The sequence below is a fragment of the Pseudomonas sp. SJZ077 genome (assembly GCF_007993905.1).
Taxonomy (GTDB): domain Bacteria; phylum Pseudomonadota; class Gammaproteobacteria; order Pseudomonadales; family Pseudomonadaceae; genus Aquipseudomonas; species Aquipseudomonas mandelii.
Window position 1 is genome coordinate 1 of the sequence record NZ_VIUJ01000025.1, and the last position, 15,026, is coordinate 15,026.

The 15,026-nt window shown below is 60.0% G+C and carries 16 protein-coding genes; 6 read left to right on the top strand and 10 right to left on the bottom strand.

What is annotated here, in order from left to right:
- Positions 1 to 205 precede the first annotated feature (205 nt).
- The 4 genes from glsB to FBY01_RS27350 all read left to right on the top strand — a co-directional run bounded on the left by glsB (position 206) and on the right by FBY01_RS27350 (position 3,899).
- Positions 206 to 1,114, top strand: a complete 909-nt coding sequence (gene glsB / locus FBY01_RS27335) for a glutaminase B (RefSeq protein WP_010459549.1) — start codon at positions 206 to 208, stop codon at positions 1,112 to 1,114.
- A gap of 84 nt (positions 1,115 to 1,198) precedes the next feature.
- A complete protein-coding gene (locus FBY01_RS27340) occupies positions 1,199 to 2,701 on the top strand; it encodes an aldehyde dehydrogenase family protein (protein WP_145310367.1) in 1,503 nt (500 codons plus the stop codon).
- Positions 2,702 to 2,775: 74 nt separating this feature from the next.
- Complete coding sequence (locus tag FBY01_RS27345) at positions 2,776 to 3,123, top strand: BON domain-containing protein (protein ID WP_077750141.1); 348 nt, start codon at positions 2,776 to 2,778, stop codon at positions 3,121 to 3,123.
- 152 nt (positions 3,124 to 3,275) lie between these two features.
- Positions 3,276 to 3,899: a DJ-1/PfpI family protein gene (locus tag FBY01_RS27350; protein WP_010459555.1), complete on the top strand. Its 624-nt coding sequence runs from the start codon at positions 3,276 to 3,278 to the stop codon at positions 3,897 to 3,899.
- A gap of 96 nt (positions 3,900 to 3,995) precedes the next feature.
- Here FBY01_RS27350 and FBY01_RS27355 read toward each other — a convergent pair whose 3' ends face one another.
- The 3 genes from FBY01_RS27355 to cynS all read right to left on the bottom strand — a co-directional run bounded on the left by FBY01_RS27355 (position 3,996) and on the right by cynS (position 5,479).
- Positions 3,996 to 4,655: a carbonic anhydrase gene (locus FBY01_RS27355; RefSeq protein ID WP_077750143.1), complete on the bottom strand. Its 660-nt coding sequence runs from the start codon at positions 4,653 to 4,655 to the stop codon at positions 3,996 to 3,998.
- A gap of 34 nt (positions 4,656 to 4,689) precedes the next feature.
- The gene (locus FBY01_RS27360) at positions 4,690 to 4,926 is read right to left on the bottom strand and encodes a DUF2790 domain-containing protein (protein ID WP_145310365.1); all 237 of its coding nucleotides are present in this window, start codon (positions 4,924 to 4,926) and stop codon (positions 4,690 to 4,692) included.
- 85 nt (positions 4,927 to 5,011) lie between these two features.
- Positions 5,012 to 5,479, bottom strand: a complete 468-nt coding sequence (gene cynS / locus FBY01_RS27365; RefSeq protein WP_010459558.1) for a cyanase — start codon at positions 5,477 to 5,479, stop codon at positions 5,012 to 5,014.
- Between the two features lie 122 nt (positions 5,480 to 5,601).
- Between cynS and cynR the strand changes: the two genes are divergently transcribed.
- Positions 5,602 to 6,498, top strand: coding sequence for a transcriptional regulator CynR (gene cynR, locus FBY01_RS27370; RefSeq protein ID WP_102595337.1), 897 nt, complete (start codon positions 5,602 to 5,604; stop codon positions 6,496 to 6,498).
- On the opposite strand, the gene FBY01_RS27375 is transcribed toward cynR, so the two are convergent.
- The 5 genes from FBY01_RS27375 to FBY01_RS27395 form a co-directional block, all read right to left on the bottom strand.
- Positions 6,484 to 6,786 carry a hypothetical protein gene (locus FBY01_RS27375; protein WP_077750146.1) on the bottom strand — a complete coding sequence of 101 codons (303 nt, stop codon included), beginning with the start codon at positions 6,784 to 6,786 and terminating at the stop codon, positions 6,484 to 6,486. The genes cynR and FBY01_RS27375 overlap by 15 nt on opposite strands.
- A gap of 133 nt (positions 6,787 to 6,919) precedes the next feature.
- Positions 6,920 to 7,249, bottom strand: coding sequence for a hypothetical protein (locus tag FBY01_RS27380; RefSeq protein ID WP_042932832.1), 330 nt, complete (start codon positions 7,247 to 7,249; stop codon positions 6,920 to 6,922).
- 518 nt (positions 7,250 to 7,767) lie between these two features.
- Entirely contained in the window at positions 7,768 to 8,271 is a 504-nt protein-coding gene (locus FBY01_RS27385; protein ID WP_145310362.1) for a GNAT family N-acetyltransferase, read from the bottom strand.
- A gap of 50 nt (positions 8,272 to 8,321) precedes the next feature.
- Entirely contained in the window at positions 8,322 to 8,951 is a 630-nt protein-coding gene (locus FBY01_RS27390) for a glutathione S-transferase family protein (RefSeq protein WP_145310360.1), read from the bottom strand.
- Positions 8,952 to 9,067: 116 nt separating this feature from the next.
- A complete protein-coding gene (locus tag FBY01_RS27395) occupies positions 9,068 to 11,017 on the bottom strand; it encodes a DNA topoisomerase III (RefSeq protein ID WP_145310358.1) in 1,950 nt (649 codons plus the stop codon).
- Positions 11,018 to 11,299: 282 nt separating this feature from the next.
- Here FBY01_RS27395 and FBY01_RS27400 point away from each other — a divergent pair, with 282 nt between their 5' ends.
- The gene (locus tag FBY01_RS27400) at positions 11,300 to 11,668 is read left to right on the top strand and encodes a DUF427 domain-containing protein (RefSeq protein WP_010459571.1); all 369 of its coding nucleotides are present in this window, start codon (positions 11,300 to 11,302) and stop codon (positions 11,666 to 11,668) included.
- Positions 11,669 to 11,901: 233 nt separating this feature from the next.
- Here FBY01_RS27400 and lldD read toward each other — a convergent pair whose 3' ends face one another.
- Both lldD and FBY01_RS27415 read right to left on the bottom strand, forming a co-directional pair.
- On the bottom strand, positions 11,902 to 13,050 hold the full coding sequence (gene lldD / locus FBY01_RS27405; RefSeq protein WP_145310355.1) for an FMN-dependent L-lactate dehydrogenase LldD: 1,149 nt from the start codon (positions 13,048 to 13,050) through the stop codon (positions 11,902 to 11,904).
- Between the two features lie 198 nt (positions 13,051 to 13,248).
- Complete coding sequence (locus FBY01_RS27415) at positions 13,249 to 14,871, bottom strand: MFS transporter (protein WP_077750152.1); 1,623 nt, start codon at positions 14,869 to 14,871, stop codon at positions 13,249 to 13,251.
- Between the last annotated feature and the right edge of the window lie 155 nt (positions 14,872 to 15,026).

A 15,026-nucleotide genomic window follows, 5' to 3' on the forward strand; every position in this document is an offset into this window, starting at 1 on the left:
GCCAGAGTGATGTTTGCCCTGATGAAAAACCAAACCGAATACAAGCCAAATTCTATGTTTGGGTGTTCCCCCCAAACATAGAATCTCCCACAGGGGGACGGGTGAAGTTGAGATTGTGGTCGGGTCATCTGTGATCCGGCGCTCACCAACAGCGTCTAGCCTCCGTGTCCCCGCAATCCCACGGGGCGAGACTTCGGAACCCGGCATGCAAGCGCTGTTGAACGAGATCCTTGACGCCGTCCGGCCGCTGATCGGTCAGGGCAAGGTGGCTGACTACATTCCCGCCCTCGGCACGGTGCCGGCCAATCAGTTGGGCATTGCCGTGTATGGCAACGATGGCGAGCTGTATTGCGCGGGCGATGCCGATACACCGTTTTCGGTGCAGAGTATTTCCAAGGTGTTCAGCCTGGTGCAGGCCATCGATCACTCCGGCGAGGCGATCTGGGAACGCCTCGGTCACGAGCCTTCCGGGCAGCCGTTCAACTCGCTGGTGCAGCTGGAATTCGAGCGCGGCCGCCCGCGCAATCCCTTTATCAATGCCGGTGCACTGGTGATCTGCGACATCAACCAGTCACGTTTTGCCGCGCCAGCGTTGTCGATGCGCGACTTCGTCCGTCGCTTGTCCGGCAATCCGCAGGTGATGGTGGACGGCAAGGTCGCCGAATCCGAATACCAGCACCGCGCGCGCAACGCGGCCATGGCCTACCTGATGCAGTCGTTCGGCAATTTTCACAACGACGTCGAGGCCGTGTTGCGCAGCTACTTCAGCCATTGCGCGGTGCGCATGAATTGCGTGGACCTGGCCCGGGCGTTCTGCTTCCTGGCCAACGACGGGTTCTGCAAACACAGCGGCGAACAGATCCTTACCGCGCGCCAGACCCAGCAGGTCAACTCGATCATGGCCACCAGCGGACTGTACGACGAAGCCGGCAACTTCGCCTACCGCGTCGGCTTGCCGGGCAAAAGCGGTGTGGGCGGGGGAATCGTCGCGGTGGTGCCGGGGCAGTTCACGGTGTGCGTCTGGTCACCGGAACTGAATGCCGCCGGCAACTCACTGGCCGGCATGGCGGCGCTGGAATTGTTGAGCCAGCGGATTGGCTGGTCGGTGTTCTGAGGCATTCGGGCCTGAGCGATTAATGACGCTCCCTGGATTTTCCTATACATTTTCCAGCCGCCCACAGCATGGTGAAACCGCTTCATGTCTCTTGCGCTCGAACGTCTAGTCGCTGGCACGCCGATCCCTTTTGCCGGTAATCGTGTCACTGTCGTCAGCCCCGAACTGGCCGCGCGCTTTCAGCCCGGGGACCATTTGCTGGTCGAGCAGGTCAGTGGCGAGTTGTTGCTGATCCCGGTGGTTGACCAGCAAGCGGCCGCCGTCGCCATCGAGCGCGCCGAAGCGGCGTTCAGTGCGCTGTCCAGCGTCCCGGATCAGGCGATCAGTGCGTTCTTCGATCTGTTTGCCCAACGCCTGGAAACCCCCGAGTGCTGGGCCTTGATCGAAGCCGCCAACCTGGCCGACATCGAGCGCGCCAAGGCCCGCGGGCGTTCTACCACGCGACTGCTCGCCGATGAACGCATGCGCCGCGACATGATCGCCGGCCTGCGGGCCTGGCGCGATGCGTCGGCGACTCGCGGCAAGGTCATCAGTTGCGTCGAGCACGACGGCTGGAAGGTCGAGCAAGTGGTTTCGCCGCTGGGCATCGTCGCGTTTGTGTTCGAAGGCCGGCCGAATGTGTTCGCCGACGCCGCCGGTGTGTTGCGCACCGGCAACACCGCCGTGCTGCGCATTGGCAGCGATGCGTTGGGCACCGCTCAGGCCATCGTCACTCACGCATTGAACCCGGCACTCAGCGACGCCGGTTTGCCGAACGGCGCGGTGTCGTTGGTGGAAAGCGTCAATCACGCCGCCGGTTGGGCGATGTTCGCCGACCGTCGTTTGTCGCTGGCCGTGGCCCGGGGTTCGGGGCGGGCGGTCAGCCAACTGGGCAGCATCGCCCAACAGGCCGGCACCGCTGTCAGTCTGCACGGCACTGGTGGCGCCTGGCTGATCGCTGACAAAGACGCCGATGCCCAGCGCTTTGCCGCCGTGGTACGCAATTCACTGGACCGCAAAGTCTGCAACACCTTGAACGTCTGCCTGATCCAGCGCGACCGCGCCGCTGAGCTGGTGCCGTTGTTTCTCGACGCCCTCCAGCAGGCGGGCACCGCCCGGGGCCAGGGTTGCAAGCTGCACATCGTTGAAGGCAGCGAGTCGTGGTTGCCGAATGAATGGCAAACCGGCAGCGTTGAGGTGTATCGCGCCGAAGGCTACCAGACCGAGGCACTGGCCGAACCGTTGCCCGAGGAGCAGTTGGGCCGCGAGTGGGAATGGGAAGAAACTCCGGAAGTCAGCCTGAAGATCGTCGATGACCTGGACAGCGCCATCGCCTTGTTCAATCGCTACAGCCCGCAGTTCACCGTGTCGCTGATCAGCGAAGACGGGGCCGCGCATGAGCGTTTCTACAACGCGGTCAACGCGCCGTTTGTGGGCAACGGAATTACCCGCTGGGTCGACGGCCAATATGCGCTGAACAAGCCGGAACTGGGGCTTTCGAACTGGGAGAGCGGTCGGCTGTTTGCCCGCAGTGCGATTCTTTCGGGAGACGGGGTGTTCACCATTCGCAGTCGCATGACCCAGACCGATCTGTCGGTAAAACGCTGACATTCCTGGCACAGGCAACGATCGCACTATAATTAAGGTGTGTTTGCGTCTGTGTCTTGAGTGAGGGCTGCGTCATGAAACTTCATTCTTTTCGGCATTACTCCCACGATCTGGAAACGGTCGTGCACGACACATGGATCACCGGCCGGGTGAAGTCGGCCCTGGCGTTGGCAGAACCCAGCCTCGGCCTGCAGATCCATGTCAAAACCCTTGCGGGTACGGTGGCGTTGAGCGGTCGGGTCAACACCCATAAACAGTGTGAGCAGGCTGTTGCTCTGGCCCGTTCGGTGCCGGGCGTCGTCGAAATCGATGCCAGGGATTTGCGGACCCACGTGTTCACGCCAGGCAGTAATCCAGTTCCCCCCAACGCCGAAGAAACCGCCGAGCGTCGGCCATCATCGTCAGCAAAAGACGATCACTGATCAGGACGACCTTGTGAGTGCAGCGCTCCCGTGAACCGGGAGCGCCTTGGTGTGGGCATTTCAGCTCAAACAACAATGGATTGCGTTTTTTGGGTGTTCTCTCGCTGGAAGCAAAGGCGGATGATTGGCCGTTCCCCAGAGAGGTGTACCCGATGAAACGTGTCCTCATGTTGTTGGCCAACGGTGTCGAGCCACTGGAAATGGCGGCGTTCACCGATGTGCTCGGTTGGGCCAATCTGCTTGGCGACCAACCCGTGGAATTGATCAACGCCGGCCTCCGACGGAATATCGTGACGACCTTCGGGTTATCGTTCAATCCGGCTCATTTATTGAGCGAGGTGGATCTCGACAGCTTCGACGCTTTGGCATTGCCCGGTGGTTTCGAACCCTCGGGCTTCTACGAAGAGGCCTTGAGTGAGCCGTTTCTGGCGGTCATCCGGCACTTTGTCGCGGCCGGTAAAACCGTCGCCAGTGTCTGCGTGTCGTCGGTGTGCCTGGGCGTTGCCGGGGTGCTGAAAGACAAAGATGCCACGACCTATCACCAGGTCGGTGGCAAGCGCAAAAACCAGCTGGTTGAAACCGGCGCCCGTTTCGTCGACTGGCCTGTGGTGGTGGATGGCCGCATCATCACGTCAAGCGGCCCCGGCACGGCAACGGAAGTCGCCTTCGTGCTGCTGGAACAACTGACCAGTGCTGCAAATGCGGCGGATATCCGGCAGAAAATGCGTTTTCCAACACCGTCTCGCCAGTGGTATGAAACGCCGCAAGTGCCTTGATCTGGCACGCCCTTCATTTGCCTCGTACATCCAGGGAGCCGCTTTAGTCGAGCGCATTCGTCGCGCTCGACCTTCCAGGTTCTGCCACCCATCCCATCAAGCAGCTTCGACGGCTTTGCCATACACGGCGCACGTGGTCGGGTGTTCGGCCAGTGACACAAAGCGGCGACTGCCGGCCTCCAGGGCATCGATCGAACCGGTCTCGATGTCGTAGACCCAGCCATGCAGGTTCAACTGACCTTTTTCCTGGGCCAGGCGCACGCTCGGATGCGTCTGGATGTTGGCCAGTTGCGCGATGACGTTCTCCCGGACCATCGAACTCACCTTCGCCGCGTCATCGGCGTGAGGGCGGGATTCGTTGATGACCTTGGCGGATTCAGCGTGTTGCAACCAGCCACTGACGGCGGGCAGGTGATCCATGCATGTGCACTTGGCGATGGCGGTCATGGCGCCGCAATCCGAGTGGCCGCAGATGACAATGTCGGTCACGCCGAGCACTGCGACTGCATATTCGACCGTGGCCGAGACACCACCCGGGTGCGGGCTGTAGGAGGGCACGATATTGCCGGCGTTGCGGATCACAAACAGTTCTCCGGGTTCTTGCTGGGTCAGCAGTTCGGGGACCACGCGGCTGTCGGAACAGGTGATGAATAACGTGCCGGGATGCTGGGTGGTGGCCAGGTGTTTGAACAGGTCGGTGCGTTGCGGGAACGCTTCGTTCTGGAACTTCAAAAAACCTTCGATGAGCGCTTTCATGGTGACGTCCTCATAAGTGATGAACAGGGGCTACTCAGCTCGAGCAACCGGTTCCGAATTCGCTGAATTGCAGAATGTGAGTGGTGCCTTTGGAATCCTGGTACGTCATTTCCACCGGGACCACGCCGCAGACATCGGCGGTCGGGGTGATTGCCACGACGTGGGCGATGTCCAGGCGCATGCCGTATTGATAGGCAACGACTGCGTCCTGGGCTTGAACCTGGGCCGATACGCCCGCGATCAACGAAAGAACCAGCAGCATTTTTTTCATGGGGCATCCTCCAGACGAGTGTGGTGGCTGACAAAGTGTTTGGGGTGTTGGGTCTGGCCCGCACCGGAGTGCGGGCCGGTTCAACTTAGAAAGGACGCAGGGGCAGGAACTTGCCGTCGAGAGTGATGACTGCGCGGTGGCCGCCTTCCGGGTCTTCGACTTTCTTCATGTCCAGCTTGAAGTTGATCGCGCTGATGATGCCGTCGCCGAATTGTTCGTGAACCAGGGCTTTCAACGTGGTGCCGTAGATCTGGATCATTTCGTGGAAACGGTAGATGGTCGGGTCGGTTGGAACGCCTGAGAGGCTGCCTCGCAGCGGGATGATTTGCAGGCGGGCCACAGCGTCGGCGTCCAAGTCCAGTTTTTCGCCAACCACTTTGGCGGCTTTTTCTGGCAGCGGGTGCTGGCCGAGCAGGGCGGCGGTGACGTAGGCCAGGCTCAGGCCGGTGCCCTCGGCCATGTCTGCGAAGGACAGGTTTTTGCGCGCTTTGGCGTCGAGGATTTTGGCGGTCAGCTCGAGACTGGTGTCGTTGTAAGCGTGGGACTGTTGCATGGTGTTTCTCCTATCGGGGTTGTGTTGCTTGGGTGTGAAGCAATCTTCTGCCGATTGATCCATAGCGTCCAAGACCGATATACAATGCGTTGCATAAGTACTGCCTATAGATGGTGAGCCCCATGCTGCTGCGACATCTGCGTTACCTGCTGGCGGTTGCCGACCACGGCGGCTTCACCCGCGCCGCCGAGGCGCTGCACGTTTCACAACCGACCCTGTCCCAGCAAATCCGCCAGCTTGAAGAAACCCTGGGCGTGAGCCTGTTCGACCGAACGTCGCGCACGGTCAAGCCGACCGATGCGGGCCAGGCCTACATCGAGTGTGCACGTCGGGTATTAGTGGAACTGGAAGCCGGCAAACGGGCGCTGCATGACGTGAAGGATTTATCGCGCGGCACCTTGCGCCTGGCGATGACGCCAACGTTCATGGCGTATCTGGTGGGGCCGTTGGTGCGCGATTACGTGGCGCGGTATCCGAACATCCATCTGCAGATTTTCGAGTTGTCGATGGACGACATCGAGGCGGGGCTGGTGGATGACTCGCTGGACATCGCCATCGCGTTTACTCAGGTGAGAAACGCCGACATCGAATCGATCCCGGCGTTTACCGAAACCCTGGGGGTGATGGTGGGACGGGATCACCCGCAATATGAACGGCGAGCCGCGTTGTCCGCTGAAGAGGTGGCGCAGTTGGATTTTGCGCTGCTGGCCCCGGACTTCGTCACCCGCACCCGCATCGATGACTATTTTGCGCAGGAGCAGATCACGCCGAAGGTGGTGATTGAGGTGAATTCGGTGAGCACCTTGCTGGAGGTGATTCGGCACACGGCTATCGCCACCATTCTTCCCGAACCGATTGCCACCCAGGACCGGGCACTGCGCAAAATTCCGTTGCTGGGGGACGCGCCTACACGCGGGGCGGCGCTGCTTCGACGCAAGAACAACTATCACAGCGCGGCGTCGGTGGCGTTCATGAATCTGGTGTTGGGCGCGGTGGCGACGGAGTCAGTCGTCCAGTGATTGGCAGATGCCATTGGGGGCTTTGCCCGTGGAGCTCACGGTCACCGAGTCGTCATCGGCGAGAATGATCAAGATCGTGACGCCCGAACCCTTGGCTTCAAAACTGCGCTCGTTGATGGCTTTGGTAACGGCATCTTTGTCATTGATTGTTACCGGACCTTCCTGATCTGCATGGACGGCAATATTGCCGGGGCAAATCACATCAAATGAAGGAAGGTTGGGGATGCTGTCTGCGTGGGCAACATTTGCCATTGTCAGTAACAGCAGGGTTGTCAGGGCATTTTTCATCGCAAGTCTCCATGGGCACAGCAGCGAATACGCTTAACGATAGCTGTATTTACTGCGCACGAGACAAACAAAAAAAGGCCCCGCTCGATCATACGAGCGGGGCCTTATTTATTGAGGAGCAGCGGGGGGGATATCAGTAGAACCGGTCAATCACCCGAACTTCGTTCTGGTTCTGCATCGAGGCCCACGCCTGTTTCAGCGTTTGCAGAACATTACCGATGAAGTCCTTGTCGGCCGCGGCTTTCTTGCCGACATAGCCTTGGCCGCGACGGTACATCTTCAGTCGTGCCAGCAGGTTCTGGTTGTTCTGGTCGAACTCCGCTTCATGGGCGTGTGGCGACAGGCAATCGATATGAACCTGGCCCGATTTGCTGATCCACAGAATGTGGCTGTCGTGGCTGTCTTTTTGCGCAGCGAAGATACGAGCCAGTTCATCGATAGTAGGTTGATTGTTCAGATTCATAATATGCCCCTTGACCATTTGGTGATCTTTCAAAGTTGATTCGCTAATACAGGTAGCCCATCGGTTAGTTGATCCCTGGCACCGAAACCAGGACGTCAGCGGTCAGCCGTCAATTCGACGGGGTCTCGCGTCTGTTGCATGTAGTCGTGTTGAATAACTGCTACGCAATAGCGTCACAACGAAGAGAAGCAGCGAAAACCTGGAGGCCACCGCCGACTTTTTAGGGTCGGCCACAAGCTTCATGAGGATTGATCGCCAGCGCTTCTCGTCCTTGTACTGGACGTTCGGGCCAGGTCAGCTTCTTCAATCTGCCTTGTGGGCAGCGTGTATCCGGGAAAAACAGCTCGGCGGTCAGACGAGCTTGCTCAAACATGTTGCTGTACTCCCGATCGGGGAGATGTCTGCATCATGCAAGGGCAAATCGGAGGCGTCAACCGTTATGTAGTGATTATTTTTAGTCACTACATATTGTCGGACAAAGCGCTTTGGAATTAAAAAGCAGCGACGCAACGCCCGGGTCAGGACGATGGCAGCAGATGTTGGAAGCGATAGAAGGTGCAGGGATAACCGTCTACCGACCGTTGATGCAGGGTGAATTCATCGCCTGCGAACTCGGGCATCACCTTGGCCCAGAAGCGCCGTGCAGGCACGTTCGCGTCGATGTGGAAAATCTGCCATTGACCGGGGATCCGGCTCAAGAGGGTGGACACGACAAACTTCGCGACACCTTGGCCACGAAAGCGCCGACTGACAAACAAGTAGCCGATGTTGTGCTCGGCGCCGTCGATATGCGTGTCGTCGTCCACGGTCACGAAACCGGCGAGTTCACCGTCCACCTTGATCAGAAATGGCTGGGTCCCAGGCTTGCGCCAGTAATCTTGGTTGGATCGGATGTCGAAAAAACCGTGCTCGCCGAGTTTCAGCGGTAGAAACTCGCTGAAGTCATGCATGTAGAACTGCATCAGGTTTTCAATCGTTTCCAGTTCGTCGCGGTGTGCGGCATGCAGTTCTATCGAGGGCATGCTGGGTTTTCTCCAGATCGAAGGGCCGTCCGTGGCTCTTTCGGGATCACTCAGTGCGGAGCGAAGTCGTATGTCCCACCCGTCTTCAACGCCGCGGCGTAAGCAGGACGTGCCTGGAAGCGACCAACCCAGGCCGCTACATGAGGGTAGTTGCCCAGCTTGCCTTGGGCGCGGGCAATCTCGCCGATAAAGCTCATCTGGATATCGGCGGCGCTGAATTCGTCACCCAGCAAATAATCGGACTGGCTCAAGGCCGTGTCGAGGTAGCCAAGGTAGTTGGCCACTTCGGAGTTGATGCGCGGATGCAGTGGCGCACCGGCTTCACCCAGACGCCCGACGTACAGGTTCAACATCAGCGGCAGCATGGCCGAGCCTTCGGCGAAGTGCAGCCACTGGACGTATTCGTCATAGGCGGGGGTAGACGGATCGGGTTGCAGGCGCCCCTGGCCATGACGACGGATCAGGTAATCGATGATCGCAGAGGACTCGATCAATTTCTGCGCGCCATCTTCGATGACCGGCGATTTGCCCAGGGCGTTGATCGCTTTCAATTCCGGCGGTGCCAGATTGGTTTTCGGGTCGCGCTGATAGCGTTTCAGCTCATAAGGAATGGCCAGTTCTTCCAGCAACCAGAGAATTCGCTGGGAGCGGGAGTTGTTGAGGTGGTGCACGATAATCATAAACAAGATTCCTGTAGCAGCTGTCGATTGAAACGAGGCTGCGATGCCGTTTCAGAAAATGGGGCCATCGCCGGGCTTGAAGAACACTAGACCATTACGGTCCGTTCGAAGTGCCCTCAAGCTTTACTGGCCGGTTTCGCCGCGCGTTTGGCGCCTGTCGACGGCTTGCGCTTGGCGGGCTTTCGTTTGTTTTTCCACGGGGTGGCGCCACGACCGGCCGGGCTCGCCGGTCCGCTGATGGTCAGGCTCAGGCCGGCGCAACGGGCGACCTGTTTGCTCATCCACGCGGCCTGTTTGGTGACGAATTCTTCCAGGCTCATCTCGCCGCTTTGCACCATGTCCAGCGCCTGTTCCCAGATGGCCGTGGTGCCGGGGTCGGCGATGGCGCGCGGCACCGCATCGATCAGGCTGAAGGCCGCCGGGGTCGCGGCCAGGGCCTTGCCGTTCTTGATCAGGTAACCACGGTCGAGCAGGCCCTGGATGATCGAGGCGCGTGTCGCCTCGGTGCCAATGCCGGTGGTGTCCTTGAGCTTCTGTTTGAGCAGCGGGTCTTCCACCAGTTTGGCGACGTTCTTCATCGCTTTGATCAGGTCGCCTTCGGTGAATGGCTTGGGCGGTTGCGTCCAGAGGTCCTTGAGCTTCACGTCGGCCACCGCGCAGTCACGCCCTTCGGCCAATGCCGGGAGTGTTTGCGGTGCAGGTGCCTCGCGACCCTTGGCCGGGGCGAGCGCCTCGGGCAGGGCGCGTTTCCAGCCGGGCTCGACGATCTGCTTGCCGACGGCGCGCAAGGCTTCACCGGCGCAGTCGAAGTCGGCCTGGGTGCGGTCGTATTCATGGTTGGGTAGGAACTGCGCCAGATAGCGCGCGCGGATCAGGGTGTAGACCGCCCGTTGCTTGCCCACCAGTCGATCGAGATGTTTGGCCGCCGCCGTCGGGATGATGCCGTGGTGAGCCGTGACCTTGGCGTCGTTCCAGGCCCGTGAACGGCGCTGTGGCTCCAGGTGATCGTTCAAGGCGTTCAGGGACGGATCGGCCTGCCGGAGCGCGGCGAGAATGCCCGGGGCTTCACTGTGCTGGCTCAGCGGCAGGAAACCGCAATCGCTGCGCGGGTAGGTGATGACTTTGTGGGTTTCGTAGAGCGCCTGAGCTATGTCGAGGGTTTCCTGGGCGCCGAGCCCGAGCTTCTTCGAACAGACTTCCTGCAACGTGCCCAGGTCGAACGGCAACGGCGCGACTTCACGCATTCGCTCGGTGCGCAACTTGATCACCCGGGCACTCGCCGCGCTGCTGATGGCCGCAGCCGCTTGCTGGGCCAGCGCCTGATTCAGGCAACGATCCTGATCGTCACAGACGTCGGATGCCGCGCGCCACTGGGCGGTGAACGCCGTGCCGTCATGCAACAGCTGCACGTCGATGGCCCAATAGGCCACCGGTACGAAATCGGCAATGCTGCGGTCACGATCCACCACCAGCCGCAAGGTCGGTGTCTGCACCCGGCCCACCGGCAACACGCCCTGATAACCGGACTGACGGCCCAGCAACGTGAACAAGCGGCTCATGTTCATCCCGATCAACCAGTCGGCCCGGGAACGTCCCAGCGCCGAATGATAAAGGCTGAAAGTTTCGGCTCCCGGTTTGAGCGCCGCCAGCGCCTTGCGTATCGACGCATCGTCCAGCGCCGACAGCCACAGGCGCCGGATCGGCCCGCGATAGCGGCAATGCTCGACCAGTTCCCGGGCAATCATCTCGCCCTCACGGTCGGCGTCAGTGGCAATCACCAGTTCATCCGCCTCGCCGAGCAGGCGTTTGACGGCCTTGTACTGGCTGGCCGTGCGCGGTTTGACCGTCATCTTCCATTTTTCCGGAATGATCGGCAGATCCGCCAGCACCCAACGCTTGTAGCGCGCGTCGTAGGCGTCCGGCGGCGCGGTTTCCAGCAGATGGCCGATGCACCAGGTCACCGTGACGTCCGTTCCCAGCCAGCAACCGTCGCCCCGACGCTTGGCGCCGAGCACTGCCGCGATGTCTTTGGCCTGGGAAGGTTTTTCACAGAGGTACAGCTGCATAACCACCATCGTTCATCAAGTGTGCAAGAGGCGCACAGAATGGCGGGTGATGAGCAAGGGATCAATCATTATCTGTATGGATGTACAGCAAAGCTGTTGCGTTTGTTTGCGCCCGTCAAAACGGCCCGTTCGGCTGCGGGGCCGTCGTGCTGACGAAATTTGGGTTATACCTGACATTCGCAGTCTCAGGTTTCGGGGCCGCTGCGCGACCCATCGCGGGCAAGCCGGATCACCGTACCGCACGCTCCCACAGGTCCATCACCTTCATGAGGCACGTATTCCATGAAAAGCACCGGTCCCAGTCCTGTCATCACCATCGCCGAGCAGCCGGGCTGCCTGTTGGTGAAATTTCACGGTATTCAAGTGGCCGCTTCCTCGCGCGCACGGGTGCTGCTGGAGGCCAATTATCCTCCGGTGTACTACGTGCCCTGGGAGGACATCGACGAAAAGTATTTCGCCCGCACCGACCACACGACCTATTGCCCGTACAAGGGCGACGCCACGTATTACAGCCTGCAAATCCCGGGGCATGAGGGCGCCAACGCGGTGTGGCGCTATGAAGACCCCAAAGTGTCGGTCGATCAGATTCGCGGGTATGTGGCGTTCTATCCCGATCAGGTTACGTTTGAGGTGCTCAAAGACGTTGAGTGAGGTTCGGCATTGACGGCAATGCTGCTCACTCACGCGCGATTTTTCAGGCCTACCTGCTTTTGCGGCGAGGGAGCTTGCTCCCGCTGGGCTGCGTAGCGGCCCCAAAAACAGGGCAACGCTACCGATTTTTGTGAGTGCTGCGCACTCAAGCGGGAGCAAGCTCCCTCGCCACAGGTTTTTCATTGGCTGAAGAGGTGATCAGGTGAGCAAATGCCCACATTAACCAAGCGTTTTCATTTCAGCGAACAGCCCCCCACCAACGTCGATTCATCAATCTGCCCAATCGAAGTGACCCCGGTCAGGGTCATGGCCACGCGCATTTCCTTGGCGAAAATATCCAGCATGTTTTCCACCCCGCGTTGACCATCGGCCGCCAGCGCATAAGCCATGGATCGCCCCAGCAATACACCTTTGGCGCCCATGGCCAGCATCCGCACCACATCGAGCCCCGAGCGAATACCCGAGTCGACCAGCACCGTCAGGTCATTGCCTACCGCTTGCATGATCGGCGGCAATGCCTGGGCGGTAGAAAGGACGCCGTCGAGCTGTCGCCCCCCATGGTTCGACACCACGATGCCGTCTGCGCCAAAGCTCACCGCGTCCCTGGCGTCCTGCGGATCGAGGATGCCTTTGATGATCATCGGGCCTTTCCAGAAATCACGAATCCACTCCAGATCACTCCAGCTGATCGACGGGTCGAAGTTATTGGCCAGCCAGCCCATGTAGTCTTCAAGCGTGACGGCTTTGCCCAGGTACTTCGAGATGTTGCCCAGGTCGTGCGGGCGGCCCATGACCCCGACGTTGAACGCCCAGTCGGGGCGTGTCATGGCCTGAAGCATGCGTCGCGATGACGCAAAAGGCCCGGACATGCCCGAATGCGCATCCCGGTAGCGGGCGCCCGGGGTCGGCATGTCGACAGTAAACACCAGGTTTTTCACCCCGGCGGCCTTCGCTCGCTCCAGGGCGTTTTTCATGAAGCCCCGGTCTTTGAGCACGTACAGCTGAAACCAGATGGCTTGCTGGCTCTGCGCCACGACTTCCTCAATCGAACACACCGATACGGTTGAAAGGCACAGCGGAATACCTTTTTTCTCCGCCGCTCTGACCGCCTGCACCTCACCCCGGCGGGCGAACATGCCCGTCAGGCCGACCGGCGCCAATATGACGGGCATTGATAGGGGCTGATCGAAGAGGGTGGTTTCCAGGCTCAGGGTTTCGACGTTTTTCAGAATCCGCTGACGCAGGCTGATGCCCGCCAGGTCGGCGCTGTTGGCCCGTAGCGTATGCTCGGCATACGCCCCGCCATCGATGTAATCGAACAGAAAACGCGGGAGTTTGCGACGTGCTGCCTCGCGGTAGTCGGATGCGGATGAAATGATCATGGGGCCTCGGTCTGGTGAGTGTCGGGGCTGTAGAGATCGTTGAGCTTAACCTGTGGCGAGAGAGCTTGCTCCCGCTGGGTGGCGAAGCCACCCCAATCCAGCCGACTCGATTGTTCTGACACACCGAGGCGGCTGGTTTGGGCCTGCTACGCAGGCCAGCGGGAGCAAGCTCCCTCGCCACAGGGGATTGTGGTGGACTCAGTTAGTATCCAGATCCACGTTTTTGGTCTCACGCAGACAGATCATCCCCACCACCAGGCTCACCGCGGTAATCACCACCGGGTACCACAGCCCGTAGAAGATGTCCCCGGTATACACCACCAAGGCAAACGACACGGTCGGCAGGAAACCGCCAAACCAGCCATTACCAATGTGGTACGGCAGGGACATCGAGGTGTAGCGGATACGGGTCGGGAACAGTTCGACCATCAGCGCTGCCAACGGGCCGTAACACATGGCGGAAATGATGATCAGCACCACCATCAGTCCCACGATCATGGGCTTGTTGACCTGTTGCGTATCGGCTTGTGACGGATACCCCGCCAAGGTCACCGCACCGCGCAGGGCCGCTTCGTCGAAGCCATCCAGTTTCACGTCACCGACGCTGACCTGCACGTCGCTGCCGGCCGGTGCGGCTTCGCTCGTGTAGGGCAGGCCCTGCTTCACCAGGAAGGTTTTGACCTTGTCGCACGGGCTGTCAAATTTCGCCTTGCCCACCGGGTCGAACTGGAAGGTGCAGGTGGCCGGGTCGGCCAGTACGGTAATCGGTGCCTGACGGCTGGCCTGGTCGATGGCCGGGTTGGCGTAGTGGGCGATGGACTTGAAGATCGGGAAGTACAACGCAGTCGCCAGCAACAGACCGATCATCAGCACCGGTTTGCGCCCGACCTTGTCCGACAGCCAGCCAAAAAAGATGAAGAACGGCGCGCCGATGATCACGCTGACAATCAGCAGACTGTTGGCCAACGCCGGGTCCATCTTCAGGAACTGCGTGAGGAAAAACAGCACATAGAACTGTGCGGCGTAGAAGGTCACAGCTTGCCCGGCGTTGATGCTGAACAGGGCGATCAGTACGACTTTGAGGTTTTCCCATTTACCGAAGGAATCGCGCAGCGGCGACTTGCAGAGTTTGCCTTCCTCTTTCATTTTCACGAAGGCCGGCGACTCGTGCAGGCTCAAGCGAATCCAGGTCGAGATGCCCAACAGCACGATGGAAAACAGAAACGGAATGCGCCAGCCCCAGACTTCAAACTGGTCGCCGGTGAAATAACGGCAGCCAAGCACCACCAGCAGCGACAGCAACAGGCCGAGGGTGGCGGTGGACTGAATCCAGCTGGTGTGGAAACCGCGCTTGCCCATCGGCGCGTGTTCGGCGACGTAAGTGGCAGCGCCGCCGTACTCACCGCCCAGGGCCAGGCCCTGAAGCATGCGCAACACCACGAGGATGATCGGCGCGGCGATGCCGATGCTCGCATAAGTCGGCAACAGCCCGACACAGAAGGTCGCCAGGCCCATGAGGACGATGGTCGCGAGGAACGTGTATTTACGCCCGATCATGTCCCCCAGCCGTCCGAACACCAACGCGCCGAAGGGCCGCACGATGAAACCGGCGGCGAAGGCCATCAGCGCAAAGATAAACGCCGTGGTGTCGTTGACCCCGGCGAAAAACTGCTTGCTGATCACCGCCGCGAGGGCGCCGTAGAGGAAAAAGTCGTACCACTCGAACACCGTCCCGAGTGACGACGCGAAGATGACTTTGCGGGTGTCGGGGCTGGTGTCGACGCTGAGCGTGGCATCCAGGGGCTGAACATGTTCTGACATATCGGTATCCCTCACAGTGATTGTTTTTGTTGTTCCACTGTCGGCGCCAGCCTTGTGGGCGGGCGCCGCGTTTATCCATAAAGCCGGGTGTACGTCGATCTTTGTAGGCGCGAAGCTTGCTCGCGAAGGCGTCAGACCTGACTCACCGCGTCATA